The sequence below is a fragment of the Pontibacter sp. LHS1 genome, from assembly GCF_058932855.1.
The window spans coordinates 52173-78663 of record NZ_JBZYWF010000007.1; the positions used below are offsets into that span (position 1 = coordinate 52173).

The following is a 26491-nucleotide window of genomic DNA, read 5'->3' on the forward strand; positions in this document are numbered from 1 at the left end:
AATTACCTGGCAGCTATACCTGTTAGTGAATCGTCTTCACCCGCTCATCTTCCAAAAAGTCAATCCCATAGCCCTTCAGTTCTTCTAACACGGGTTCATACAGATCCGGGTAAATCGGTATAACTACACCGTGGCGGTCGATCCTGCCTTGTAGCAGGAGCTTTGCCAGTATACCTACCGGTAATCCCACGGTTTTGGCCATAGCCGTTTGTACAGCATCATCTCCCAGCACCACCAGTGAGGAAGTCAGCTCGTGCTGCTCACCGTTCAGTTCGAACTCAAACAGATGCTGCATCACAATCATGTCTTTGTCACCTGGCTCCAGTTTCCATTTGGCAACCAGTATTTTTTCAAGCACCTGCGCAGGTGTGGCGGCTTGCATATCGAGCGGTGTTTCTTCAAACAGCCCCAGCCACTCCAATTTTTCCATGATCTCACCTTCAGGCGCGATACCCAGATAGCGGCACAGGCGCTGCTGCAGTGTTTCGTCGGCAGTGGAGGCCGGCGGCAGGAACGCTTCCAGGTAGCTGCGATTGGTTATGCGATCCACACCTTCCAGGTCGTAGCTGTCGTCGGTGAGGCCTAATTGCACAAACACATCCCAGGCGGCACAGTAGCCAATGCGGCGCAGTGTACCACGCAGCATGGTAGGGATGTCCTTTAAACCGTAATGCTCCCGATAGCTGAGCGAATCGCGGTTCGCGTAACCGTCAAAGTGGCCGTAGCCCTCTACAAACAGTTCGTCGGTGCGCTTAAAGAGCTGGTGGTATGGAATATACTTATACTCTCCGTTCTTGATGTACTTGGCTGTCCCCTGCCCCGCCAGCACCACGTTGCGCGGGTTCCAGCTGAATTTGTAATTCCAGGGGTTGTTGTCCGACTCCGGTGCCACCAGTCCACCCGTGTAGGACTTGAAGGACGTGATGCGGCCGCCCATCCCTTGCACCCGCTGAATTACCGCCATAGCAGACATATGGTCTATACCCGGGTCCAGGCCCGACTCCATCAGGATGGTCAGGTTCTTCTGCTTTGCCTCCTCGTGCAGCTCTCTGAACTCCGGCGAGACATAAGAAGCCGTAATCAGATGCTTCTCCTGCTTCAGACACTCACGCGCTACCTCAATGTGGTAGATCGCCGGCAGGAGTGAGATCACCAGATCGGCTTTGCTTACCTCTGCAGCCCGCTGCGCCTCGTCGTGCACGTTGAAAACGATCGCCTCGGCAAAGTTCAGCTGGGCGATTTTGTCCTGCAGATGGTCCACGTTGATGTCGCCGATGGTGATGTGCCAGTTCTCAGATGGCGCGTGCTGTAACAGGTATTGGATAAGCGATGAGGCGGAGCGGCCGGCCCCGAGGAGAAGTATTTTTTTCATAGCGTTCGTGTCGTTGCGCTTGAATTTAGCAATAACCACCTGCAAGGCCAACCTTTCGCATTGTTTTATCAGAATATTCCGTTAAATTTATAGCCCTTTTCTAATTTTTACACCTACAAGGTCTTAAATGGCAAGTGAGCTGAATATACATATCTGCATCGACGTACTGGACTCGGCAGACGAACTAACCCAACAGGAGCGCGAAGCAATGGAGCTGGCCCAACAGGCAGCCAATGATGCCTACGCCCCTTATTCCAACTTTCTGGTAGGTGCCGCCTTGGTGCTGGAAGATGGCACCATGTTCAAAGGCAGCAATCAGGAAAACGCAGCCTACCCTTCCGGCCTATGTGCGGAGCGTACCGCCCTGTTCGCCATGAGCGCCCATCACCCCAACAAAAAGATAAAGATGATCGCCGTGACAGCCCGCCGTAGAAGCGAAGCGCACTTCCTTCCGGCTATGCCCTGTGGTGCTTGCCGCCAGGTGATGGCAGAATACGAGCACAAACAAGGCGAGGCTATACCTGTGCTGCTGCAGGGACCAGAAGGCAAATTCTACCGCCTCCGCAGCGTAAGCGACCTATTGCCTTTCCAGTTCACGAAAGAACACTTGTAAGTTTGAGAGTTTAGAAGTTTAAGAGTTAAAATGTAGCGCCGTTACACCGTAACATCGTAGTAGCGTGAGGAATTACAGCTTCAATGCAGAGACAAGCGTGACCCGTCATACTCTTGCACTGGCAATCGTGCGGAAAACCCTGTTTTGATTGGAAGTGAACAACAATTAACAACTCAAAAATGCATGAGCATAAGCTGATGGTGCCTCGCACGGCACGCTACTATACCTTGGGAACGCCTTCAGAGCAGACGCGCGACCTGTGGGTGGTGTGCCATGGCTATGGTCAGCTGGCCCGTTATTTTCTGCGGCACTTCGCGGTGTTGGATGATGGAGCTACAGTGGTAGTGGCCCCGGAGGGACTCTCCCGCTTTTACCTGGACGGTTTTTCGGGCCGTGTCGGTGCTACCTGGATGACGAAAGAAGATCGACTTTCTGAAATAGAGGACCAGTCCGCTTACCTCAACCTGCTGTTGCAGCAACTCTTACAGCAAGTCCCTTCTGACGTGCGGGTGCATGTGCTGGGCTTCTCACAGGGCGGTGCAACAGTTTGCCGCTGGCTCGCAACCGAACGAGTGCCTTGCCAGCACATCATACTCTGGGCCGCCTCTTTTCCGGAGGATATCAACTTTGAATCAGGTAAAGCGGCTTTTGAAGGTATACCGGTAGATGTAGTATATGGCACGCAAGATGAGTTCATCACTCCCGAAAAACTGCAGCATCAGCGAGAAATCATGCAGCGGCTCGGCATTTCCCCACAAGTCCATACCTTCGAAGGCGGCCATACGATCGCACCGGAACTACTGCTCAGGCTAAAGTAATAAGACAGTAGTTACAAAAGATCCGCTAATCTGTACAATAATCAATTTGTTTTTGCGCGGCTGAATCAGCTCATAACATCTGCTACATTTCATTTTATAGCAATTATCTAGTACCCACTTCTGGGTATTTTTATTGATATACAAATTGTTATATATAAATTTAAATAAATTGATTTAAATTTGTGGTTATATCATCACAATCAACCAACCTCTTTTATATTTTTTACTCACTTTATTTTAGTCCTATGAGGAGAATTCTTTACTTATCCTTCATTTTCTGCTTTCTCGCGTTCTCTGCTTTCGCACAAAGCAAAATCAATGTTGCCTCTAACTTTCCGGATGCAAAATTCTTTTTGCTGAACGATGCTGACAATACCCGGATAACTGAACTGGGTATCGGAAGTATTGAGTTGAAGCTGAACAAAGACTCCCGCAATCGCATTGCCATTGTAAAAGAAGGTTATGAACCTGTAATCCGTGAGTTTCCGCGCACCATGAAGTGGGACAAGGAGCAAAAGGTAGAACTGGTAAACCGCCTGATTGACATCAGTGTTGAGCCTTATGATGCAGAGATCTACATTGATGGTCGTCTGGCTGGCACAAAGCGTATCAACCTGATTGTGGAGAAGGACAAATTCCTGAACGTAGAAGTAAAGAAACCAGGCTTTGCACCACAAACCAAGGTATACTACAACCAGAAAGACCGCGAAGCGCCTCCTGTTAAAGACTTTTTTGAACTGAAAGACCGCCAGGTACGCCTGGAAGTGATTCCGGCTGACGCCTCTGTATCACTAAATGGTGTGGTAAGCGGCCGTGGCAACACGGATGTGAGCGTACCATTTGGCACTTGCGTAACGGTGACTGTAACGAAGGACGGTTTTGCCGAAGTGGTACAGGTGTTCTGCAACAAGCCGTCTACTGACCCGCTTCCTCCGCTTCGCAGTCGTGCCATGCTCGAAGATCGCCTGGTGAAAATCACATCCTCCCCTGCTGATGCCAACATTGAGGTGGCTGGCAAAGTAGTAGGCGTAGGCAAATATGACCTGAAAGTACCTAAGAACGGCTGTGTAGAAGTACGCGTGACCAAAGACGGCTTCCTGCGCTACATCAAAAACTACTGCAATCAGGAAAACATGCAGGCTCCGGAGCCAACCGAATTTGTTGAGCTTGCCGTGGACGAAGCCTATACCTCCTCTATTTCCTCGGACATGGCCAACGTGCGCATCACCATCCCTGTAAACAAAGCCGTCGATCCGGCCGATGCATGGAGAATTCTGAGTTCGATCATCACCAAGCGCTTTGATGTACTGGAGACGGTAGACTACAACACAGGCTACCTGACCAGCGCCTGGCAGGTGCAGAACTTCAACGGCGCCAACATGATCCGCACGCGTGTGATCGTGAGCAGCGGCGGCAACTCCAACGACCTGACCTACGTGGTGAAGATTGTGAGCCAGCGTCACGAGCGTGAGAACAACACCTCCCGCAACATCAGTGTTAAGGATGACGAGGACTTCAAAGACTGGGGGCGACTACTGAAACGCTACGATGGTCTGATCGAGGAAATCCAGGCGCGACTGCAGTAAGCATTTCTTTAGCTCAAATTTAGACAAAGCCCCGGTCATTAGGTCGGGGCTTTGTTATTATCAACACCTTTCTTAAAATACAAGCGCAGAATTTCAGGCCCTGTTTAAACTTAAATTGAAATTTAGTTTTAGCTTTAGTTTATGAACTGTTAGTAGACAATCATAATGTCAATGCCACAAACAGAGCCTTTCTTTCGATTTGATTGGTTTGCAGCCATCCTACTGGTGGGCGTGGTGCAGGGCTTCTTTATGAGTCTGCTGTTTTTGGCCAGGCGCCCGCACCGGCAACCTTACCACCACCTGCTGCTTGCGGCGCTGGTCTTCACTTTTGCCTGCATGGTGCTGGAGGTCTTTCTGTGCTACAGCGGCCTTATGTTCCGGGTGCTTCCGCTCGTCGACTTCTCGGAACCTCTAAATTTTGCCGTCGGTCCGCTCACCTACCTGCTTTTCCGGAGCCTGAACGGTAACAAATGGACGTGGAAGCAGTGGCTGCATTTCATTCCCTTTGTGGTGTACTTTCTCTACCACATCCTTTTTTATATACAGCCGGAGGAGGTTAAGTACAACGCTTACATTGGGGCTTATTTCCCGGAGATGGAGCGTCTACCAGTTACCATTGAGCTTTTCTGGGACCCGCTGCAGTGGACGAGGTATGTGAATGAGCTGACCATGCTGCACATCCTGCTCTACATTATTCTCTGCTTTTTGCTTTTGAGGAAACAGCGCACATCCGAGTCCCCGAACCCCTACTTCTATACCTGGGCCAAATTCCTGCTTTTCTTTTTTGTTGCCACGCTGGTGCTGATCGTGATCGTTAAACTCAGCTATGAGCGCGACCTGGGTGACCACTTCCTGGCCGTGTTCCTGGTGCTGCAGCTCTTCTTTGCCAGCTACAAAATCATCACCGATTCTGCTTTCTTTCAGCCGGTGGTGCAGGTAAAGTATGAAAAGTCTGCCTTAAGCGAGGAGGCTAAGCAGGACTTGATTCAGAAACTGAAAGCAGCCGAGCAGGAAAGATTTTATACCCAACCATCAGCCTCACTCCCGTCACTGGCCAAACAACTGCATACCTCTCCCCACTACCTTTCACAGAGTCTGAACGAGCGCCTGGGCAAGAGCTTTTTTGAGTACCTGGCTGAGCTACGCATACAGGAGGCCAAAACCATACTGGCTGACCCAACCCAACAGCACCTCAAGGTAGAGGAGGTGGCCGAGCAGGTGGGCTATATGTCGAAGTCAGCTTTTAGCAGCGTTTTCAAGAAATATACCGGCCAAACACCGGGGCAATACCGCAAAACGGCCGTTTCAGGCTCCGTTTGAGTACTTCCCTATAAGTTAGCACCTCGTACTTATCGGCAGATTCTTCAGGCCAGGTCTTCTTTGGCGATGTTTGTATCAAAACAAAACGCTATGGAAAATCAGATCAAAATCAGACGTTACGAGTTCGACTGGCTGCGGGTACTGGCCTTCTCGCTACTCATCTTTTACCACACCGGCATGTACTTTGTCAGTTGGGACTGGCACGTCAAAAACCCGGTGATCAGCAAGACGCTGGAAGTACCCATGCTCTTTATGAGCCAGTGGCGCATGTCGCTTATTTTTCTGGTGTCGGGAGTGGGCGTATACTTTGCCCTGGGATTCCGCAGTGCCGGTACTTTCGCCAAAGACAGGCTGAAGCGCATTCTGTTCCCTTTGGTCATCGGTATGCTGCTGGTAGTGCCGCCACAGGTATACTTTGAACGAGTGGTGCAGGGCACAGCTTCCAATTTCTTCAGCTTCTATCCCACTATCTTTGAATTTGAGCCCTACCCGGAGGGCAACTTCAGCTGGCACCATCTGTGGTACCTGACTTACATCTTCTGCTATAGCCTGCTGCTTTTGCCGCTACTCGTATACCTGCGCCGTGTCAACACACAGGTAGCCGGTATACAGAGCTGGGTGCTACTGGCAGTGCCGGCACTGTGGTTGAGTATAGGCGGTATCCTGCTAAACGAACGATTCCCGGCTACCAATGCCCTTGTGGATGATTGGGCCAATCATTTCCTCTATATCACGGTTTTCTTGATTGGCTTTGTGTTGATGAAGTTTCCCCAGTTGCAGGAAAAAGTAAGAAAACTGCGCTGGTTCAGCCTGGGCCTCGCCGCTTCAACTCTGTCAATCCTCTATACTTTTTACTGGTATAAAGATACCAATCTTGATGGTGTAGAATTGTCGCTATACTATGTGCTGAAGCAAAGCAACCGGTGGTTCTGGCTGATGGTCATACTGGGTTTTGCGATGCAGCACCTCAACGTGAAACATAAGTTTCTGGCACAAGCTAATGAGATGGTATACCCGTTCTATATACTGCACCAGACCGTCATTGTGGCATTAGGATATTACCTGCATCAAGCAGACTGGAGCATCGGCCTTAAGTTTGCCGTTATCAGCCTAAGCACCTTTATTATCTGCTTTCTGCTGATTAAGTACCTGATCATGCGGGTAAATTGGCTCCGGGTGCCCTTTGGTTTGAAGCCGGCTCGGAGACAGGAAAGGCATCCGTCTATCGAGAATATAAAGGAGAAGGAATCCCTTGTTAGCAATTAGAGTCCTGTAAGCAACATTCGGAGGACTATACAGTTGAGAAAGCAGTTGCTAATCTTTTCCCCACATCCCTTCCATCACCACTTCGAGCAGGTGTTGATCAGGGTCGCGGAAGTAGAATGAAAGGTAGCCGCGTCCCCAGTCGTACTCTTGCTCTATTGTTATACCTGCACCTTCAATCTTACTTTTCCAACTTTCATAATCTTCCCGGCTTACCTCGAAAGCCAGGTGCAACTGCCCTGAGCCAAAGTGTGGAGGCAATGTACCACCGAGCTTTGATGCCTTTGGCAGAAAGCAGAGCAATACCGACTCGCCAGCTCTGAAAAAGATATGTCGGTCTTTCACCTCTCCGATCACAGGTAATCCGAGCTTTCCGTTATAGAACTCTCGGCTACGATTCAGGTCGGCTACGTACAGACAGGTTTCTTTTATCTTTTTTATCTCCATTACTCCCCCCTTATCAACAATACTGTAGTGAAAAACGTGTATTTCCATCTTGTACGCAACCACAGAGCTTTTGCTTTCCGTTATACTAAAGCGCCTCTACTCTTTAAAAGAACCTGATGAAGCTCATGCTGAAAATACTTGCCTTTTTTATACCTATTATGGTAGCTCTGTTTTACTTTTTAGGGCGACCTGCCGACACAAATTCCACAGCTACTACCGGCAAACTGGTCAGGCTGGCTAAACTACCTTCTCCTATTAGTGAAAGCTCCGGTGTTGAATTTATACCTGAACGTAAGGCTTACATCACGCACAACGATGCAGGCAACAAACCGCACCTCTACGTGGTAGATCAGCAAGGCAAATTAGTGGAGACCATCAGACTGAAACTCCCCAATGTGGACTGGGAAGACCTGGCTCGTGACACCGAAGGAAATATCTACATAGCCGACACGGGTAATAACAATAACAAGCGAAAGGAACTGGCCATCTACAAGCTACAGCTCGACAAGCCTGACCAAATTGAGGCCATCCGCTTCACCTACGAGGACCAGAAAGATTTCCCGCCATCTAAAAAAGATATGAACTATGATGTGGAAGCCATCTTCTGGCAGGGTGGTAAGCTATACCTGGTGTCAAAAGACAGAGGTAGAAAACAGACAGCTAAGGTATACGAGCTCCCCGATAGCGGCGGGCAATACAAAGCCAGACTGCTGGGCAGTCACAAGCTTGGTGTACCTGTTACTGGTGCAGCCAGCAGCGCTGATGGCAGTATCGTGGCACTCGTGAGCGAAGGAGGACTGCATATTTTCCGCAACGTCAGCAATCCAGCGGATTTCTACAAAGGCGACTACCAGCGCGTGAGTATCAAGGAGGCTGGACAAACCGAAGCGGTGGCCTTTGAAAATGAAAATACCCTGGTCATTACCAGCGAAGATGGGGGCTTGTTCAGGTATAGCCTTAACTAAGAACTTACAAAAACGAAACGGCCAGCATCACTGCTGGCCGTTTCGGTATCGTGAATAAAACTTATTTCCGGGCTACTTCTCTTGCTGGCTTTCCGCCAGGCAAGGCAGGTTTCGGGTTACGCCATACTCTGAAAAGTATGAACAAGCCGATAATGATCAGTGGGATGCTCAACTGCTGTCCGATGTTTAGCGCCATCGTTGCCTCTTTTTCCACCTGCACTTCTTTCAGGAACTCTACCAGGAAGCGGAAAGTGAACAGGGCTGTTACGAAAATTCCGAACAGCAAACCTTTCGGCAGGGCCTCTTTGTATTTCTTCCAGAGCCAGTAGAGCAGCACAAACAGCAGGAACACGCTGAATGACTCGTAAAGCTGCGTAGGGTGGCGCGGTACATGCGAGTATTCGCTCTGACGCACAAAAATGAAGCCCCACGGCAGATCCGTCGGTCTGCCAAATATCTCAGAGTTCATCAAATTGCCGAGTCGAATAAGTGCGCCACCTAGCGCCACCACAATCACGATCCGGTCCAATACCCACATGTAATCGAAATTGTGCTTGCGGCTGAACAGCCACAGGGCCAGCAAAATGCCGATGGTTGCGCCATGACTGGCCAGTCCACCTTCCCAAATCTTAAGTATCTCGATCGGGTTGCTCAGGTAATACTCAGGTTGATAAAACAGGGTATGGCCCAGACGTGCGCCGACTACGGTACCAATGATCATATACAGGGTGATCACATCCACATCGCCTTCTGTGCGGCCCTCGGCTACATAGATTTTGGTCAGGATGCGTTGTCCGAACACAAAAGCCAGTGCGAACAAGAGTCCGTACCAGCGCACTTCAAAGGAGCCTATTGAAAAGATGGAAGGACTTACATCCCATGTGATATAGTTCAGAATGCTCATATACAAAGGTATGGTTCTGCCAAAGTTACAATAATTCGCAATGCTAAAAAACCAGCACCAGACAGGTACAGGGATATTTATCCACAGGTATAGCCCCAAAAGGAGAAGGCATCACCCCACCCCGGTTATCCAGGTATAAGATGATGCCTTGTATTGATATTGATGCCTGCCTCTATTTCAGGTTGCTAAGCTCTTCCCTGAAGCCACCGCTCAGGATCGGGTAACGCAGCCAGCTACGAGGATCCAGGTTATAGTCGTCGAGGTGGAAGCCTGGGGCGTAGCGTTCGCGCTTCCACTGGTTGCGTGACCACAAAGTATAGAACTTGTGCACATACTCCTTCAGTGATTTAACGGGAGCTACATTCTCCTTTTCCAGCTGATCGATTACCTGCTGTGGCGACAGACGGTCGTACCAGGCCAGGCGCTCGATCATGTTCAGGATCTCGTATGGCATCAGATCCTTCTCGTCCGTCTGGTTTTCAGAAGATGGGCGCAGTTCGGCTGTTGGCTGCAGGTTATTCACATAGTCCAGTCCGAGGTAGCCCAGCTCCTCCTGCATCCAGATCAGGAACTGGCGTATAAAGGCCTTGTCTATACCTGCGATCGGGGACAGGCCACCAGCTGTATCGCCATCCATTGTAGCGTAGCCCACGGCGGCTTCGCTTCTGTTAGAAGTGGCCAGCAGCAAGGCGTTCTTTACGTTGGTCAGCATCCAGATGGCAGGGGCGCGCACACGTGCCTGTATGTTCTGCAGGGTCACGTCATCCTTCTCCCAGGTCAGTTCCCGCTCCAGGGCTTTCTCTATTTTGGAGGTATAGCCGCGTACTTCATCATCAATGGTCCAGTCGTAAAACACTGCCCCGATCGACTCCGCCAGTTCCTTCGCAGAGGTATAGGTGGCATCAGAGGAATTGACGGTTCCCTGGTAGGCACAGGTAAGCATACGTCCTACCAGCTCTTTTACTACATGCTCCTGCGGCAGTGATTCAAAATACTCAGCATCCTCCAGCGAGAACATACGGGCTTTGGTTACAAACCCGGTCACCCCGAGGCTATCTACCCCACGGCGCACCATTTCGGCCACAGCCACAGCACAGCAAGACGAGTCAGCGCCCCCACTCAGCGACAGCACAAAACCCCGGCTGCGGCTCTTGCGCATGTAGTCGAACAGCGCCAGGCTCAAGGCGGCAATCAGTTCAGCATTTTCGTCGATGGGTGGCAGGTACTCGATCGTTTCAGTTATTTCCGGGTTAGGCCCAAAGCATACCTCTGCGCATTCCAGGTCCACGTCTTTGAAGCATAGCAGCTCGTTGCGGCGAATCAACTTACCGTTCTGAGCTATGAGCACTTCTCCGTCGAAAATCACGCGGCCCGACTCGTTACCAAGCAGGTTAGCGTACAAGTAAGCACACTGATATTTTTTGGAAGCCTCCACTACCAAGCGGTGGCGGAGGTCCGTTTTGCTCAAGGCAAAATGGCTCGCGCTTGGGTTCAGGATCAACTGCACCCCCTTTGGCATATGGCGCTCGGCAGGGCGGTTAGTTCGCCATGCATCTTCGCAGATTTCGAAGGCATATTTCACGCCTTTCTCTTCGTACACGATATCGCCAATCGGGTAGCGCTTTCCCTTCATTTCAAATTCTTCGACCACATTTGCCGGCCATGGCGTAAACCAGCGCGGCTCGTAGTGGATGCCATCTCGGGCCAGAAACTGCTTAGCCGTAAAGCCTATAATCTCTTTGTTTTTGATGACGCAGGCCGTGTTGAAAACATCCTGCCCGATGATCACATGCACACCCAGGCATACGGTCATGTCATCACACCACTCTTTTACCTGGAGCAGCTTGTCGAATGTTTCATCAGCAAACCAGGGATGCAGGAACATATCTTCACAGCCGTAGCCAGTAATGCAAAGCTCAGGCAGCAGCAGGATATCTACGTTTCGGGTGCTTGCTTCGATAATAGCTGATCGTATATTGAGGAGGTTGGCTTCCCAGTCGAGTGGGGTCTGATTAAGAGCAGCCCCAGCCAGTATCAGTCTAGTTTCTTCCATAGTGTGTTCTCTAACGCAACAATACGGAAGCAAGTTAAGCTTTGGCAGCCAAATAAAGAACCCTTATACCTCGAACAGGTACAGGCTGGCGCTTGCTGAAGCAAATCAGAAGTGGGAGTAGTTGAAAAAGGGGGAAATTGTACTGATTAGAAGCGCATACTCATGACTGCAGCAGATAGCCTCAGGTGATGTTGAGTACTTCCAGCGCCTTTTCGGCAGCGGCCTGGTCGGCCTTTTTCTTGGAAAGACCTACGCCAACAGCTACTGGTTTGTCATTCAGGTAGATCTCGCATGTAAACTCGGTTGTATTGCCCTGGTTTTTGCGATTGACGATCTCAAACCGGATATCGGCATTCTGGCTTTGCGCCCACTCGATGAGCTTACTCTTGAAGTTGGAAGTGGTGTTGACCAACTTGTGCAGGTCCACATGTGGCTTGATAAGTTTCCCCAGTATAAACTGACGGGTTGTGCTATACCCTTTGTCCAGGTATATGGCACCAACCAGGGCCTCCAGGGCATTTCCATGTACTGATTTATGTCGGGAGCTCTGTCCGCCCGTGGTATCTACCTTTACGAGCAGGTTCAGACCTATCTTAATGGCAATATGATTGAGTGACTCACGGTTAACGATCCGTGAGCGCATCTCTGTCATAAAGCCTTCATCTTCGTAAGGAAATTTCTTGAATAGCAGTTCTGCCACTACCGTTCCCAGTACCGCATCGCCCAAAAACTCCAGACGCTCATTCGTATCGTGCTTGCTGGCCAGGTTCTGGCGTGCAAAGGATGTGTGTGTGAGCGCCAGTTTGTACAGGCGTATATTATCCGGAGTGCTGCCAATAATCCCGGAGATGGCGCGCACTAACTCTCTATCCTTGGTAAATAGGCTGTGATAGAAGCGCCGTACCGGTTTTATAGGACCAAACACTTAGTCGATAAATTGACGGAATAAAACGGAAGTATTGTGTCCACCGAAGCCGAACGTATTGCTGAGCGCTACCCTCACTTCACGCTCCTGCGCTTTGTTAAAGGTAAAGTTCAGACGGTTGTCGAAGCTATCATCATCCGTAAAGTGGTTGATGGTAGGTGGCACCAGGCTGTTTTTGATCGACATGATAGCCGCAATTGCCTCAATAGCACCAGCCGCGCCCAACAGGTGGCCTGTCATGGACTTGGTAGAGCTGATATTGAGTTTGTAGGCGTGGTCACCAAACACAGTTTCAATGGCTTTCACCTCGCTGATGTCTCCAAGCGGGGTGGATGTACCATGCACGTTGATGTAGTCTACCTCCTCTGGTTTGATGTTGGCATCGCGCAGCACGTTCTTCATCACATTCAGTGCGCCCAATCCATCTGGGTGCGGAGCTGTAATGTGATACGCGTCTGCTGACATACCTCCACCGATCACCTCGGCATAGATCTTAGCGCCACGGGCTTTAGCGTGTTCATACTCTTCCAGTATAAGAGCGCCTGCACCTTCACCCAACACAAAGCCATCGCGGTCTTTGTCGAATGGACGGGAGGCGGTTTCCGGAGAGTCGTTGCGCTCTGAAAGGGCTTTCAGGGCGTTGAAGCCTCCTATACCTGCTTCGGTTACAGCAGCCTCTGAACCACCGGTTACCACCACATCTGCCATACCCAGACGGATATAGTTGAAAGAGTCAATGATAGCATTGGTAGCAGATGCACAGGCAGAAACCGTTACGAAGTTAGGTCCACGGAAGCCGTACTTAATGGAAATGTGGCCGGCACTGATGTCAGCGATCATCTTCGGGATGAAGAATGGGTTGAATCGCGGTGTACCGTCACCGTTGGCAAAGTTCACGCACTCCTCCTGGAAGGTACGCAGACCGCCAATACCAGATCCCCAGATCACACCTACGCGGTCGGGGTTGAAGTTCCCTTCCACCAGGTTCGCGTCCTGAACCGCCTCGTCAGCCACCACCATGGCGAACTGAGAGAACAGGTCCATTTTACGCGCTTCCTTACGGTCGAAGTAATTTTCAGGAACATATCCTTTTACTTCACAGGCAAACTGGGTCTTAAACTTACTCGCATCAAAGCGTGTAATAGGCGCAGCTCCACTCACACCATTGGCCAGTCCGTTCCAGTACTCTGCAACGTTGTTTCCAAGTGGGGTGAGTGCGCCAAGCCCTGTAACTACAACTCTCTTAAGCTCCATAAGCTGTTAGTAGAGGATAGATAGTAAAAATTACTTAATAGGATAAGGTAATCGGGGTTATATTACTTTGCGTGCTCTTCCAGGTAGCTGATAGCCTGACCTACAGTGGCGATGTTTTCAGCCTGGTCATCTGGAATAGATACGTTGAATTCTTTTTCGAATTCCATGATAAGCTCTACTGTATCCAATGAATCAGCGCCAAGGTCGTTTGTGAAGCTAGCCTCTGGAGTAACTTCTGACTCTTCAACACCAAGCTTATCGATGATGATAGCCTTTACTTTTTCTGCGATTTCTGACATTTTTTCTTATAGTTTATTAAAACACTGTGCAAAGAAATGTAATTAGGCAGACAATGTCAAAAAAAATTGTGGTATTCATAATGTGATAAAAGTTTTTGCCTTAAAGGTCGTTTTAGACTTTCATGTTTATAAATTTGCAATTACGCTGATTGTTAGCCCATGAAAACATTGCACCTGGACATCGAGTATGATTTCAGCTTCGCCCTTTTCGGCGTGGTGGCCTCATGCCGTGACTACAAGATGGCCTGGTCGCTTAATCGCCTTTTGGGCCTTAATCTCACCCGCCAGCCGGACTTATGCTACGAAATGCCGGACAGACACAAAATGTACATCTCTCATTTTGAGCATAATGACACCCACAGCACCGTGCGCCTTTTCCGTAACAAAGCACTGGGCACCCTTACCATTAAAAAGCCTTTTATGCTACCCGATGTGAAAGAGTACGACTATATTCTGCAAATATCGGGGGCGCTGCAGCACTACCTTCACCCCCAGGAGCTGCTAAGGAGGCTTCACAACCTCCCCATTATTCAGTACACGAAACAATTTGATCCACTTACACTTAAGTACAAGGAACACTTATTATTCTGATTTATGAAGATACTCTTCAACAAGACAAAAGTACTGGCCACTGTTGGCCCTGCCAGCAATACCTTTGAGCGCCTGTTGGCACTCGTGCAGGAAGGCGTAGATGCTTTCCGCCTTAACTTCTCGCACGGTGAGCATGAAGAACATTTACAGGTAATACAGCACATTCGCGAAATCAACCGCCGCTTCAACACCAACATCTGCATCGTACAGGACCTACAGGGCCCTAAGATCCGCATTGGCGAAGTGGAGAACGGTGGCGTAGAAATAAAGGAAGGGCAGCGCATCGTGCTACGCTGTGACGGCTCCATCAGTAACCATGAGCACCTTGGCACCAGCTACACCGCTCTGGCCAAAGACGTAAACCCTGGCGACACCATTCTGCTCGACGATGGTAAACTCGAGTTGAAAGTGATCACCACCGATAAAGACTGCCTGGTAGAAGCGGATGTAAAATACGGTGGCGTGGTAAAACCTCGCAAAGGCATTAACCTGCCGGACTCTTCTGTTTCAGCCCCTTCGCTGACCGAAAAAGACCTGCGCGACCTGCACTTCGGCCTCGACCACGATGTAGAGTGGGTTGCCCTATCGTTTGTGCGCCGCGTAGAAGATGTGCTGGAGATCAAGCGCATCATCAAGGAGCGTGGAAAGGATACCCGCGTGATTGCCAAAATCGAGAAGCCTGAAGCTATCAAGAACATTGACGAGATCATTGCCGAATCTGACGCCCTCATGGTAGCCCGTGGTGACCTTGGCGTGGAGACAGGCATGGAGCGTGTGCCCATGCTGCAGAAGATGATCGTGGAGAAGTGTAACAAGTCTGCCAAGCCGGTGATCATCGCCACCCAGATGATGGAAAGTATGATCGTGAACCCGAAGCCGACCCGTGCAGAGACCAACGACGTGGCCAATGCCGTGATTGACGGTGCCGACACCCTCATGCTGAGTGCTGAAACTGCCGTTGGTGCTTACCCGGTTGAGACGATCCGCTCCATGAACTTAACGATCAGTGAGGTGGAGCGTCAGGCTGAGATTTTCAACAAGTCCTACATCCTGAACCCACACTCTGAGACTTTTTACAATGACAGCCTGGTAGCCAATGCCTGCAACCTTGCCCGCGACACTAATGCCCGAGCCGTCATCGGTATGACCAAATCTGGTTACACAGCCTTCCAACTGGCCAAGTACCGCACCAGAGCCGACATTTTCATTTTCACAGAGAATGAGCGCCTGCTGAATACGCTTAACCTGGTATGGGGCGTTCGCGGCTTCTACTACGACAAGTTTGAGTCTACTGACGCTACTATTGAAGATATCAAGCAGATGCTCCTGAAGGCCGGTTACCTGAACAAAGGGGACGTGTTCATCAACACAGCAAGTATGCCGATATACGAGCAGAAGCGCACGAATATGATTAAGCTGAGTATTGCTTAATCTTCATAATGACTTGTTACAAAATCCTGGGATTGATCTATCAGTCTCAGGATTTTTTGTTTCTGGATGGGTGTATACCTGAAGCTGCTGTGGTTGCGGCAGGTATAGCGGGCCTGGAAATCTCGTTTGACTGGTAGGGCACACGGCTTCAATCATAGCAAAGCCCCTGACACAGCTACAGGTATAGCTTATTTTCCTATACCTTTGCCAAAGAAATGGACTTACCGATATACCCCTCGCTTATGAAGCTTATCAAAAAAGGTGTTTAGAAGCATGCTATTACCCCCAAACACCTTTTAATAGAAAACACAAAAAGCCTTACACGGAGGTGTAAGGCTTTGGAATTGGTATTCCAGTAAAAACCTAGGCTGCAGCCAGGCCGTTAACGAACTTAGCCAGTTTTGACTTGTTGTTAGCAGCTTTGTTTTTGTGGATAATGTTTTTCTTTGCCAGACGGTCAAGCATTGAAGAAACTGTCTTGTACAGTTCTTGCGCCTCGGCCTGGTCAGTAGTGCCTTTCAGCCTTTTGATGAAAGTACGAGTAGTTTTCGCCTGATATCTGTTACGAAGACGTTTCGCGTCGTTAGATCTGATTCTCTTTAATGCCGACTTGTGATTAGCCATGTTATTTTATACTAATTAAAATTTCGTTGCGTATCCTAAATGAGTTTGCAAAGATATAATCTTAGAAATTAAATTCCAAAACCTCCCTGCTATAAAAAAAGCCTGACCAGGTATTTATTGCAGGATCGGGAATATCTCAGCGCAAATACTTAAATTATGCTGTCGCAAAATTACACTTAATTCGCCTGAAAACCATGGCATCCCTGCGTTTCTTTCTGTTAATCGCCTTTCTGCCCCTCTTCTGTGCCTGCTCCAGCGACAAAGAAGAGGGGCAGACAGTGCCAACGCCCAACAAACCCAGCCCCTACGAACTGGCTATACCTGCTACACTGCCGAAAAATTTTGTTATACCTACCGATAACCCGATGACGGTGGAGGGCGTGGAGCTCGGGCGACATCTCTTCTACGAAGCCAAGCTGTCGCGCAACAACACGATCTCCTGTGGTAGCTGTCACCAGCAACAGTTGGCTTTTACAGATGGCAGAGCGCTTAGCATCGGAGTGAATGGGGCACAGGCAAAGCGGAGTTCTATGTCACTGGCCAATATGCTCTGGTTTAGCCAATTCAACTGGGATGGCAGCGCCACAACGCTGGAACAACAGGCCGTAAAACCGCTCGAAGATCCGCTGGAGATGCACCAGCCGCTGCCAGAGGCAGTCGCCAAGCTGCAGCAGACAGACCTATACCCTCCTCTGTTTGAGAAAGCTTTTGGTTCTTCTACCATTACGAAAGAGAACATTCTTAAAGCCCTGGCCCAATTCCAGCGTACGCTTATCTCGGGTAACTCCCGCTACGACCGCTACCTGCAGAACCAGGAGGTGTTCACACCTGACGAAGTAGAAGGGATGGCACTATTCATGACGCACCCTGACCCTAGCACTAACACACGGGGTGGTAACTGTGGCGACTGCCACGGCGGTGTGCTGCTGACAACCCGTACTTTCCATAACAACGGCCTGGATGCCCAGCCACTGGACAATGGTCTAGGAGACATCACAGGTAGAGCAAGTGACAAGGGCAGATTCAAGTCTCCATCGCTGCGCAACATTGCCCTGACGGCGCCATACATGCACGATGGCCGCTTCAAAACGCTGGAAGAAGTACTGGACCACTACAATGAGCATATTCGCTTTGACACACCAAACCTCGATCCGCTGATTCTGGAGGCATCCAACACTCCCAACGGCACCAGTCTGGGCCTGACGACTGAAGAAAAGCGAAAGATCCTCCTCTTCCTCCATACCTTGACTGATACCACCTTCATCAAGGACAAACGATTCTCGAACCCATTTAAATAAGTGCTATGACCATCCGCCTCAGATCTGCTTTCTTGTTTTTTATAACGCTATTGCTCCCTTTAGCCTTTAGCGCCTGCTCCGAGGATAAGGACAAAGAGCCTACCGCAGCCACTGTACAGGTTTATGTCCAACCCTTGGTGGATGGACGAACACTACAGCGCGACCAGACTTATCAAAGCCCTGCGGGTGACACCTATACTGTAGAAAAGTTTCGCTTCTACATCAGCAATGTGAAGCTGATCAATGAAAATGGGCAAATTGTCTACGTTGAACCTGACAGTTACCACCTGATCAGCATGGATGGCAAGCAGAGCTTTGCGCTCGAAAATGTGCCCCCCGTCACATGTTCCCGCATTGAGTTTTCCATTGGAGTAAACGAATCACGTAACCACTCCATCGACCAGTTCGGTGACCTGGACCCGAGCAACGACATGGTGTGGGACTGGAACACGGGGTATAAATTCCTGCTATTGGAAGGCTTGTATACGGGTGATACCAAGGAAGGCGGCCTGGTCTTTCATATTGGGGAAGACAAAAATTATACAGTCTTTGGCATGAATCTGGCGCAGCCCATGGACTTTACACAGGCGTCTGAAGGCAGCATTGTATTGCAGGCTGAAATAAACGAGCTATTCAGCAATCCGCACCTGATCGATTTTGATGAACTGAATACAGCCATGGGTGGTGAGAACGCCCTTAAAATAGTAGAGAACTACCGAAATGGCTTCATGAAAATAGCTTCCGGTGAATAGATGAAAAAGGTGGGATGGCTGTTATTGGCTTGCTTTATCACCGTGCTAACACTCTCAGGATGCAACTCCAATGAGACTGCCGAAGCTATGCCTCACTCATTAATACCTGAAGTGCCCACCAACCTGGCTACAGCTATACCTACGCCCTCCCACAATCCACTCACACCGGAAGGTATAGCACTTGGTCGCATGCTTTTTTACGACCCCGGCCTGTCTGCGAACGGGCAGGTATCCTGCGCCAGCTGCCACCAACAGGACAAAGCATTTACAGACGGTCAAACCCTTTCTGAGGCAGGGGTTACAGGTAAGCCGTTGCTCCGCCATGCCCCATCACTGGTCAACCTGGCCTGGATGGAGGGGCTGTTCTGGGACGGTGGTGCTAAGAACCTGGAAGCGGTCAGCATCGGGCCTCTCACCCACCCCGACGAAATGGGACAGGACCTGAAAGCGCTCCTGCTATACCTGCGCCAGCACAGCAAGTATCCCTTGCAATTCAAGAAAGCCTTCGGCACTGATTCTATTACCAGTCCGCTGATGCTGCGGGCACTGGCGCAGTTTCAGCGCACACTTATCTCTGCAAACTCCCGCTACGACAGGTATGTGCGCAAAGAACCTGGCGGCAAGCTTAATTCACTGGAGTTGCAGGGCATGGCCTTGTTCCGAGCACATTGCGGCAGTTGCCACGCCACCGACTTCTTTACTGACAACAGCTACCACAACAACGGACTTGACGGCGATTTTTCGGAAGATCATGAGCAACTGGCTTTTGGCAGAGGGCGCATCACGGGCTCTCCGCAAGACATAGGCAGGTATAAGACTCCAACACTCCGCAACGTTGCACTCACAGCTCCTTATATGCATGACGGGCGCTTTAATACGCTGCAGGAAGTGTTACAGCACTACAATTCAGGTGTTAAACCTTCCCCTACACTAGCTCCCCAACTGCAACAAAACAGCACCCCAGGTATAGCCCTTAGCCCCAAGGAACAGCAGCAGATCATTGCTTTCCTGCACACACTCACCGACTCAACTTTCATCAGCAGCAATACACATGGTAACCCCTGGAGCCAACAGTAAATGAAAAAAGCCTGAGTCCACAGCTCACGCTGCAGCCCCAGGCTTGCTCTTTAACCAAAAATCCGTTTAGTTATTTCTTCTTTCTACGTCTACATCCACTTCCACGTCACCAAGACGCTTCTGAACTTTGTCTTCGGTACGCTTCCAGCTGGCTTTTACTTCTTCCCACTCCCTCTTGGCTTCATCGTCCCAAGTTTCGCTTTTGGCGTCAAGCTCTGTTTCGCGTCTGTTATACTCTGTCTTCATCTCACGCCATTCTTCTTCTGAAGCTGTTTCTGCACGAGAAGACTGCTCATCTACCCACATTGCAAAATCGTTGTATTCGCGCTCGGCTTCTACTCCTGTCTCGTTCGCTTCCACCTGTGCTTCATCAATCTCGCTGTTCGTTTCTGTGTGGGTTTCAGTGTTACAGGCAAAGGTAAATGCACTAACTGTTAGTGCCATACCTAGTATTTTAAGATTCGACTTTATATTCATTTGATGATTATCGCTGTCTATAATGCTTTATACGCACTATACTGCGCACAGAATGGTAATATTCAAAGCAAAGCATATAAAGATATAGCAATCCTATATATAGCATGAGCAGAGCGTGAATTACTGCCCTTCATTTTCCTGCTGAGTATCAAATTCTGGCTCTACCTCTGAGGCTCTGAAACGCGTTTCGGATCGGCCAACTGTTTCCTGCCATTGGGTTTGTACCTTTTCCCATTCTGCCTTGGTTTGGTCATCCCAGTCGGCGCTACGCTTTTCTATCTCGGTGGCTCTGCGGTTGTACTCTGCTTCCATTTCGTTCCACTCTTCTTCAGTGGCCGTTTCGGCACGTCGGCTGTTCTCATCAACCCAAGCAGAAAATTCCTCTACCTCCCGATTGGCACTATGCCGTGTTTCGGAAGTACAAGCCATCATAAAGCCTGTTAGCAGGCAGGCCAGGAGCCATGTTTTTATAGCAGTATTAAACTTCATTGTCTTATGTTCTGTTGGTTTTATATAAAAGAGTACGTCAAAAGCAGACTGTCGATATAGCGCTAAATATAGAAAGGCTGTAATTTTAGCTTTTTCGTATATATTACAAAACACCCTTATACCTAATGCCAATTTTACCGTCACAGCACAAGCCTCCTTTTTACCTCTTCAACGGGCACATCCAGACAATTGTACCCAGTTTGTTCAGACAAGTAGAAGGCGTGTCTTACCACCGCGAACGGCTTATTACCCCCGATGATGATTTTATAGACGCAGACTGGTCGCGAGTAAAGTCCCGGTCGCTGGCCATACTTTCGCATGGCCTGGAGGGCGATTCCCACCGGCCTTATATCATGGGTATGGTGAAGGCCTTGAACGAACGTGGGGTAGATGCGCTGGCCTGGAACTACCGCAGCTGTAGTGGTGAGCCCAACAAACTCCTCCGCTCCTACCACCTGGGCGCCTCCGACGACCTTGACTTTGTGGTACGTCATGCTTTGGATAGAGGAAACTATGAAACTGTATACCTGATCGGCTTCAGCGCGGGCGGCAATATCAGCCTGAAGTACTTGGGTGAAGCCCCGGCACAGGTACCCTCTGAAGTGAAGCGGGCGTCGGTTTTCTCAGTGCCCATCGACCTCAAGAGCTCTGCGAAGCGCATTTCGAAGATCTATACCCAGCGCTTTTTAAAATCTCTGGGGCAGAAACTGGAGCAGAAAAAGGAAATGTACCCGGATGCCCTGGACCTCAGCAACTACAGCCTGTTCTGGTCTTTTCCGGAATTTGACGATAAGTACACGGCTCCGCTGCACGGCTTCGAAAGTGCGGAAGATTACTACAAGCGCTCCAGCAGCAAGCAGTTTCTGAAGAGCATACAGGTGCCGACACTCCTGGTAAATGCCCAAAACGATCCGTTCTTAACCAAATCCTGCTTTCCATTCGAGGAGGCGGACGAAAACCCATACCTATACCTGGAGACACCTGAAGGAGGGGGCCACGTAGGTTTCGCCGAGGATTTCAGGAATGATGTTTACTACTCAGAGGCCAGAGCTGTGAAATTCCTGTTGGATGGAGAATAACTGTCAGAATCTTTAAGGCCTGAAGTTTTCCTGCTCCAGTAACAGTAGCGCCTCATACGGGTCCCCTTCTAAGCCGAGCAATTTTGCAAAAGCAGGCTCTGTTTTATACCCTTGCCTCTTTAGCTGCACCACCTGCTGACGAAATGCCTCCCCATGCTGCAGCAGGAGCCTGTGCTCTATGAGCATGTGGCGATAAGCTGCCTGCTTCTGAGAAGGAACCTCCTGCCCGAAGAGCTCAATCTCAAAACGCTCCAATCTGAAATTTGCCACCACAGAGAGGAGTTTGCCTACTACTTTTTCTTTGATCGCAAAGGTAGGGAGAGTGCCAAACTGACGATTAATCGTTTCTATGAAGGCAGACTTGTCAGCCCAGCAACATACAATATCAAGGTCACTTTGCGTTGTGTCTATCCCGAGCGGGATGGTACCTGCCAATAGCGGATGAAAAGGCGCTAGCTTCTCCATCACTCTATACCTGCTTAATAGCCGGTAAGCCGCTTGCTGCCGCCTGTTACCATGCTGCAGGTAATTTAGGTTCGTAAAGTCTTTTACCTCTCTCAAATTTCAACCTACGGCATCGGCACAACCACCACTTTCTTCGTCTCAAAAAACTCTTCTGTGAAGTAATCTTTCAGGTCGTATACCTTCGTGATCAGGCCTGACTCAGCTATTTCTTCCTCCAGGTCGCCGCCCTTCAGGTAATAGATGCCTTTATCAGGTATAGCCTCTCTCTTAAAGCTGTTCATCACCCAGGGGTAAAAGTTTGCCAGGCGGGTAACGGCGCGACTCACTACAAAATCAAACTTCTCACGCACCTGCTCAGCGCGTGTATGGGTGGCGGTGACGTTGTGCAAGTGCAGTTCGCGGGCTATTTCCTGCACCACGTGTATCTTTTTCCCGATCGAGTCCACCAGGTGAAACTTCACCTCCGGGAACATCACAGCCAGTGGTAAGCCAGGCAGTCCGCCACCGGTACCTACATCCAGCACATGTGCGTGCGCCGGAAACTGAATTACCTTGGCTATACCCAGCGAGTGCAGGATGTGGTGCTCCCCAATATGCTCCATGTCTTTGCGCGAGATCACGTTGATCTTTTCATTCCACTCCCGGTACAGCTCCGCCATACGCTCATATTTCTCGAGCTGGTCTTCGGTAAGCTCCGGAAAATAACCTGACAAAAGTGTGCGGATGGAAATGGACATGGTTGAGTTTAAGAGTTTAGGAATTTGAGATTTTAAGAGTTTGAAAGCGGAGCGTTAGTAACATATCTCGTTCTCTTTCTAACTTGTCACAAAGTAAAGTAAACCTGCCACAACAGCTACTACTACCACTACGGTAAGGGCCATGAAGAGGTCGAAGAGCAAGACCAGGCCAGCGTTGCGGTACTGACCTTCGTACTTGCGGTGCAGCTCCTGCTCCGCCTCTCCCCGCCCCCTGTATCGCAGGTATAGATGAAGACGGCCCATTCGTTCCAGGATGGCTTCGCTCAGGTTGCGCATGGATGGTGTGTGTAAGGTATGGCTGTTATTACTGTAATGCCCTATTATAGCCAGAGGCATCACAAAAGTATGAAATAAGTCCGGAAAACAGCTAAAAATAGAGCCCCCGCCGCACAAAGCGACAGGGGCTCTAAAAACGTAATCAATATTTTATGATTGTTGATTGTCAATTGCTAATTGTTGGTTCACAGAACGATTTCTCGTTTTAAACAAACAATTTAACCATCAACAATTTAACAATTAAATCAAATGCTTCTTATTCTTTACCATGTCATACAGCAGTTCGCGGGCGCGGTGAAGCTGGGCTTTTACGGTGCCGAGCGGAGCGTTTAGTTCGGTGGCGATCTCTTCGTATGACAGTTCGTTGAAGTAGCGCAGTGTCACCAGGCGCTGGTATTTCTCTGGCAGCTTGGCTACCACGTACTGCATGATCTCGATTTTCTGGTTTTTGATCGCCTCTTCCTGTGGGTTGAGGTTCTTGTCTTTGAAGTCGATCGTGATCTCGTCGCCGTTGTCGATCTTGATGGCCGAGTCGATGCTCATCGTCTTGATGCGGTTCTTCCGGATAAAGTCGATGCAGTTGTTGGTGGCGATGCGGAATAGCCAGGTACTAAAGGCGTATTCCGGGTTAAACTTATGCAGGTTGCGAAAAGCTTTGGCAAAAGCCTCTATGGTCAGGTCCTCAGCATCGTCGGCGTTGCGAACCATTTTGAGTACCACGTGATATACCGGCTTCTTATAGATGCTCATCAACTCAGCATAAGCTTTCTCATCGTTTTCTTCAACAGCCGCCTGTATCAGTTTGAAATCGTGCTTCGCTTTTGCGGAGAATTGTTTGTTTACTTCCATCTGATTCGTTTGTTCAATACTACAGATACCCCAAGGAGCAGGTAACTAAAAAAATAGGCAATATCGAGCAGCGGCAACAACGGCAAAGACACATCTTCGTCTAATCTGCGAGCCACGCTTACATAGATCGGGAACACTATCAGATAGCGAGTCCCAACGAGCGCAGCCAATATAGTCAAATGGCTATTTAGAACAAGAAGAATAATTACTAGCGTGTAAAAAAGAATATTGGATGAAATAAAAGTTCCTATCCTTCCTTTGTCTGCCGCATTGTACTGCCTGCCGGCGGCCATGTGCCTTCTCTTTTGTATCAACCATTCCCGAAACGTCTTTTTGGGATAGCTGACTGTTTGCCCTTCCTTGCTGATAACAATGCTTGCTTTACTATTGTTGACGGCATCTCTGACAAAAAGATCATCGTCGCCGCCAGTAGTCTTGATATGAGATGCAAACCCCTTGTTCCTAAAGAAACATGTCTTAGTATACGATAAGTTTCGGCCGACGCCCATGTAAGCGTGTCCTTTGTTTGCATGAGACAGATACTGAATTGCGGTCAGTAAGGTTTCATATCGGATAAGATGATTGAGAAAACCGCCTATTTTTTTGTAGGGAGAGTAGCCGATCACCAGGTCAGCGCCTGTGCTGTAGCCGCTTTGCATTTTCTCGATCCAGTGCTCGCTGCAAGGGCGGCAGTCGGCGTCCGTGAACAGCATGTGTTCAAATTTGGCAGCACGTATACCCAGCGCCAGTGCGTATTTCTTCGGATTGAGGTACTCGGGTGTTTTTTTGATCGTGACCACTCTGAAGTTTGGGAATTGGCGCTCGAGTTCATACACGTAGAACTCCGTGTCGTCGTCGGAGCGGTCGTTTACCAGGATGATCTCAAACTCGGGGTACTGCTGGTCGAGCAGCATGGGCAGCAGTTCAAACAGATTGTCCTGCTCATTGTGAGCCGCCACGATCACCGACACGGGCCGCAGGGTGTCCGGCTCCGGGTCGCTGTACCTGCTCAGGGGCAGGAAGTAGAACAAAGCATAGTATAGCTGCACCAGCACGCAAAAAGCCAGCACTGCCAGGAGTATAAGTGTAATCAAATCGTATGAAATGTTGATTGTTGGATTGTTAAATTGTTGTGGGGCTCTACACCTCGAATCTTAAATGATGCCACACCACCTTTAACAATCAAAAATAGGTATAATTAAGCCATTTAGGAACATCTGTGCGATTTAATAATTGTTTATGTTTGTGGCCCTGCACTTCGTATCTTTGCAGATTATTTCGATAACCATTTAGCAAAAATCAGCAGCTCTTTGGCTGCTGCAACAGTTGGCTTGCTTCTTGTAGCATAGAGCGCTGACAATCACAGACCATGCAGTTTTCATTAGTAGCAAAAGATATACAGTCGAAAGCCCGTGCCGGGGTGGTGCAGACAGCACACGGCGCTATCGAAACCCCGATCTTCATGCCCGTAGGTACGGCAGGCACCGTGAAAGCGGTTCACCAGCGCGAACTGAAAGACGATATAAAGGCCGAGATTATTCTGGGTAACACCTACCACCTATACCTGCGTCCGGGCCTCAACATACTCGAACAGGCCGGTGGCCTGCACAAATTCAACGGCTGGGACCGCCCCATACTTACCGACAGCGGCGGCTACCAGGTATTCTCGCTGGCCGGCACACGCAAGATCAAGGAAGAGGGAGTTAAGTTCAAGTCACACATTGACGGTTCTGCGCTGGATTTCACACCAGAGAACGTGATGGACACGCAGCGCACTATCGGGGCCGACATCATCATGGCTTTTGACGAGTGTACGCCCTACCCTTGCGACTATACCTACGCCAAAAACTCGATGGAGCGCACGCACCGCTGGCTGCAACGCTGCGTCGACCGTTTCGACAGTACGGAACCGAAGTATGGTTATGACCAGACACTCTTCCCGATCGTGCAGGGCAGCACTTATAAGGACCTGCGGGTGCAGTCAGCCGAGACTATTGCCAGCTTTGGACGCGAAGGCAACGCCATTGGGGGCCTTTCGGTGGGCGAACCTGCTGAGATGATGTACGAGATGACCGAGATCGTGTGCGACATACTGCCAGCCGACAAGCCCCGTTACCTCATGGGTGTGGGCACGCCAGCTAATATCCTCGAAAACATTGCCCTGGGTGTAGATATGTTCGATTGCGTGCTGCCGACCCGCAACGCACGAAACGGCATGCTGTTCACGACACAGGGCATTATCAACATACGCAACCAGAAGTGGGCCACCGACCACAGCCCGATTGATGCGGAACTAGGCGGCTATGTAAGCACGTTCTACAGCAAGGCCTATCTTCGCCACCTGGTACACAGCGGCGAATACCTGGCCGGTCAGATCGCCAGCGTGCATAACCTGACGTTCTACCTCTGGCTGGTCAAGCAGGCCCGCCAGCACATCATCGCAGGCACTTTCCGCGACTGGAAAGATGTGATGGTGAAGAAACTAATGACAAGATTGTAACTGAAG

29 protein-coding genes are annotated in these 26491 nt (G+C 49.7%); 14 read left to right on the plus strand and 15 right to left on the minus strand.

Going from position 1 to position 26491, the window contains the following annotated elements:
* Nucleotides 1-22 precede the first annotated feature (22 nt).
* Nucleotides 23-1372 carry a saccharopine dehydrogenase C-terminal domain-containing protein gene (locus tag AC5FXQ_RS14230; RefSeq protein ID WP_493603095.1) on the minus strand — a complete coding sequence of 450 codons (1350 nt, stop codon included), beginning with the start codon at nt 1370-1372 and terminating at the stop codon, nt 23-25.
* Between the two features lie 127 nt (nt 1373-1499).
* On the opposite strand from AC5FXQ_RS14230, the gene cdd reads away from it, so the two are divergent.
* The 5 genes from cdd to AC5FXQ_RS14255 all read left to right on the plus strand — a co-directional run bounded on the left by cdd (nt 1500) and on the right by AC5FXQ_RS14255 (nt 6975).
* On the plus strand, nt 1500-1985 hold the full coding sequence (gene cdd / locus AC5FXQ_RS14235) for a cytidine deaminase (RefSeq protein WP_493603096.1): 486 nt from the start codon (nt 1500-1502) through the stop codon (nt 1983-1985).
* A 179-nt stretch (nt 1986-2164) separates the two neighbouring features.
* Nucleotides 2165-2803: an alpha/beta hydrolase gene (locus tag AC5FXQ_RS14240; protein WP_493603097.1), complete on the plus strand. Its 639-nt coding sequence runs from the start codon at nt 2165-2167 to the stop codon at nt 2801-2803.
* Nucleotides 2804-3048: 245 nt separating this feature from the next.
* Nucleotides 3049-4389, plus strand: coding sequence for a hypothetical protein (locus AC5FXQ_RS14245; protein ID WP_493603098.1), 1341 nt, complete (start codon nt 3049-3051; stop codon nt 4387-4389).
* 165 nt (nt 4390-4554) lie between these two features.
* Nucleotides 4555-5709, plus strand: coding sequence for a helix-turn-helix transcriptional regulator (locus AC5FXQ_RS14250; RefSeq protein ID WP_493603099.1), 1155 nt, complete (start codon nt 4555-4557; stop codon nt 5707-5709).
* Between the two features lie 90 nt (nt 5710-5799).
* A complete protein-coding gene (locus tag AC5FXQ_RS14255) occupies nt 5800-6975 on the plus strand; it encodes an acyltransferase family protein (protein WP_493603100.1) in 1176 nt (391 codons plus the stop codon).
* A gap of 48 nt (nt 6976-7023) precedes the next feature.
* Here the strand turns inward: AC5FXQ_RS14255 and AC5FXQ_RS14260 are convergent, their stop codons facing one another.
* Nucleotides 7024-7419 carry a VOC family protein gene (locus tag AC5FXQ_RS14260; protein ID WP_493603101.1) on the minus strand — a complete coding sequence of 132 codons (396 nt, stop codon included), beginning with the start codon at nt 7417-7419 and terminating at the stop codon, nt 7024-7026.
* A gap of 125 nt (nt 7420-7544) precedes the next feature.
* On the opposite strand from AC5FXQ_RS14260, the gene AC5FXQ_RS14265 reads away from it, so the two are divergent.
* Nucleotides 7545-8384, plus strand: coding sequence for a hypothetical protein (locus AC5FXQ_RS14265; RefSeq protein ID WP_493603102.1), 840 nt, complete (start codon nt 7545-7547; stop codon nt 8382-8384).
* A gap of 61 nt (nt 8385-8445) precedes the next feature.
* Here AC5FXQ_RS14265 and lgt read toward each other — a convergent pair whose 3' ends face one another.
* The 5 genes from lgt to AC5FXQ_RS14290 all read right to left on the minus strand — a co-directional run bounded on the left by lgt (nt 8446) and on the right by AC5FXQ_RS14290 (nt 13819).
* Entirely contained in the window at nt 8446-9288 is an 843-nt protein-coding gene (gene lgt, locus AC5FXQ_RS14270) for a prolipoprotein diacylglyceryl transferase (RefSeq protein ID WP_493603103.1), read from the minus strand.
* Between the two features lie 172 nt (nt 9289-9460).
* Nucleotides 9461-11341 (minus strand): NAD(+) synthase, encoded by a 1881-nt coding sequence (gene nadE / locus AC5FXQ_RS14275; RefSeq protein ID WP_493603104.1) that lies wholly within the window; start codon nt 11339-11341, stop codon nt 9461-9463.
* A 181-nt stretch (nt 11342-11522) separates the two neighbouring features.
* The gene (gene rnc, locus AC5FXQ_RS14280; protein WP_493603105.1) at nt 11523-12200 is read right to left on the minus strand and encodes a ribonuclease III; all 678 of its coding nucleotides are present in this window, start codon (nt 12198-12200) and stop codon (nt 11523-11525) included.
* 66 nt (nt 12201-12266) lie between these two features.
* The gene (gene fabF / locus AC5FXQ_RS14285) at nt 12267-13520 is read right to left on the minus strand and encodes a beta-ketoacyl-ACP synthase II (RefSeq protein ID WP_493603106.1); all 1254 of its coding nucleotides are present in this window, start codon (nt 13518-13520) and stop codon (nt 12267-12269) included.
* A 62-nt stretch (nt 13521-13582) separates the two neighbouring features.
* The gene (locus tag AC5FXQ_RS14290) at nt 13583-13819 is read right to left on the minus strand and encodes an acyl carrier protein (protein WP_007659745.1); all 237 of its coding nucleotides are present in this window, start codon (nt 13817-13819) and stop codon (nt 13583-13585) included.
* A 159-nt stretch (nt 13820-13978) separates the two neighbouring features.
* Here AC5FXQ_RS14290 and AC5FXQ_RS14295 point away from each other — a divergent pair, with 159 nt between their 5' ends.
* Genes AC5FXQ_RS14295 through AC5FXQ_RS14305 form a run of 3 tightly spaced genes read left to right on the plus strand, consistent with a single transcriptional unit; the run spans nt 13979 to nt 15978 of the window.
* Complete coding sequence (locus AC5FXQ_RS14295) at nt 13979-14410, plus strand: IPExxxVDY family protein (RefSeq protein WP_196114498.1); 432 nt, start codon at nt 13979-13981, stop codon at nt 14408-14410.
* 3 nt (nt 14411-14413) lie between these two features.
* On the plus strand, nt 14414-15841 hold the full coding sequence (pyk, locus tag AC5FXQ_RS14300; protein WP_493603107.1) for a pyruvate kinase: 1428 nt from the start codon (nt 14414-14416) through the stop codon (nt 15839-15841).
* 8 nt (nt 15842-15849) lie between these two features.
* Nucleotides 15850-15978 (plus strand): hypothetical protein, encoded by a 129-nt coding sequence (locus tag AC5FXQ_RS14305; protein WP_493603108.1) that lies wholly within the window; start codon nt 15850-15852, stop codon nt 15976-15978.
* A gap of 226 nt (nt 15979-16204) precedes the next feature.
* On the opposite strand, the gene rpsT is transcribed toward AC5FXQ_RS14305, so the two are convergent.
* A complete protein-coding gene (gene rpsT / locus AC5FXQ_RS14310) occupies nt 16205-16465 on the minus strand; it encodes a 30S ribosomal protein S20 (RefSeq protein WP_007659742.1) in 261 nt (86 codons plus the stop codon).
* A gap of 194 nt (nt 16466-16659) precedes the next feature.
* On the opposite strand from rpsT, the gene AC5FXQ_RS14315 reads away from it, so the two are divergent.
* The 3 genes from AC5FXQ_RS14315 (at nt 16660) to AC5FXQ_RS14325 (ending at nt 19592) form a co-directional block, all read left to right on the plus strand.
* Nucleotides 16660-17763 carry a cytochrome-c peroxidase gene (locus tag AC5FXQ_RS14315; protein ID WP_493603109.1) on the plus strand — a complete coding sequence of 368 codons (1104 nt, stop codon included), beginning with the start codon at nt 16660-16662 and terminating at the stop codon, nt 17761-17763.
* A gap of 50 nt (nt 17764-17813) precedes the next feature.
* Nucleotides 17814-18515 (plus strand): MbnP family protein, encoded by a 702-nt coding sequence (locus tag AC5FXQ_RS14320; RefSeq protein ID WP_493603110.1) that lies wholly within the window; start codon nt 17814-17816, stop codon nt 18513-18515.
* 87 nt (nt 18516-18602) lie between these two features.
* Nucleotides 18603-19592 (plus strand): cytochrome-c peroxidase, encoded by a 990-nt coding sequence (locus AC5FXQ_RS14325; RefSeq protein WP_493603111.1) that lies wholly within the window; start codon nt 18603-18605, stop codon nt 19590-19592.
* 66 nt (nt 19593-19658) lie between these two features.
* Here the strand turns inward: AC5FXQ_RS14325 and AC5FXQ_RS14330 are convergent, their stop codons facing one another.
* Nucleotides 19659-20036 carry a hypothetical protein gene (locus AC5FXQ_RS14330; protein WP_493603112.1) on the minus strand — a complete coding sequence of 126 codons (378 nt, stop codon included), beginning with the start codon at nt 20034-20036 and terminating at the stop codon, nt 19659-19661.
* A gap of 153 nt (nt 20037-20189) precedes the next feature.
* Complete coding sequence (locus AC5FXQ_RS14335) at nt 20190-20558, minus strand: hypothetical protein (RefSeq protein WP_493603113.1); 369 nt, start codon at nt 20556-20558, stop codon at nt 20190-20192.
* A 125-nt stretch (nt 20559-20683) separates the two neighbouring features.
* On the opposite strand from AC5FXQ_RS14335, the gene AC5FXQ_RS14340 reads away from it, so the two are divergent.
* Nucleotides 20684-21637: a YheT family hydrolase gene (locus tag AC5FXQ_RS14340; RefSeq protein ID WP_493603114.1), complete on the plus strand. Its 954-nt coding sequence runs from the start codon at nt 20684-20686 to the stop codon at nt 21635-21637.
* A 12-nt stretch (nt 21638-21649) separates the two neighbouring features.
* Here the strand turns inward: AC5FXQ_RS14340 and AC5FXQ_RS14345 are convergent, their stop codons facing one another.
* The 5 genes from AC5FXQ_RS14345 to AC5FXQ_RS14365 form a co-directional block, all read right to left on the minus strand.
* Nucleotides 21650-22198: a DUF4269 domain-containing protein gene (locus AC5FXQ_RS14345; protein ID WP_493603115.1), complete on the minus strand. Its 549-nt coding sequence runs from the start codon at nt 22196-22198 to the stop codon at nt 21650-21652.
* 8 nt (nt 22199-22206) lie between these two features.
* Nucleotides 22207-22839: a 16S rRNA (guanine(527)-N(7))-methyltransferase RsmG gene (gene rsmG, locus AC5FXQ_RS14350; protein ID WP_493603116.1), complete on the minus strand. Its 633-nt coding sequence runs from the start codon at nt 22837-22839 to the stop codon at nt 22207-22209.
* A 78-nt stretch (nt 22840-22917) separates the two neighbouring features.
* Nucleotides 22918-23196, minus strand: coding sequence for a hypothetical protein (locus AC5FXQ_RS14355; RefSeq protein WP_493603117.1), 279 nt, complete (start codon nt 23194-23196; stop codon nt 22918-22920).
* Nucleotides 23197-23376: 180 nt separating this feature from the next.
* Nucleotides 23377-23985, minus strand: coding sequence for an RNA polymerase sigma factor (locus AC5FXQ_RS14360; RefSeq protein ID WP_007659731.1), 609 nt, complete (start codon nt 23983-23985; stop codon nt 23377-23379).
* Nucleotides 23976-25079 (minus strand): glycosyltransferase, encoded by a 1104-nt coding sequence (locus tag AC5FXQ_RS14365; RefSeq protein ID WP_493603118.1) that lies wholly within the window; start codon nt 25077-25079, stop codon nt 23976-23978. The genes AC5FXQ_RS14360 and AC5FXQ_RS14365 overlap by 10 nt, the downstream gene beginning before the upstream one ends.
* 275 nt (nt 25080-25354) lie before the next feature.
* On the opposite strand from AC5FXQ_RS14365, the gene tgt reads away from it, so the two are divergent.
* The gene (tgt, locus tag AC5FXQ_RS14370) at nt 25355-26485 is read left to right on the plus strand and encodes a tRNA guanosine(34) transglycosylase Tgt (protein WP_493603119.1); all 1131 of its coding nucleotides are present in this window, start codon (nt 25355-25357) and stop codon (nt 26483-26485) included.
* The last annotated feature ends 6 nt before the right edge of the window (nt 26486-26491 follow it).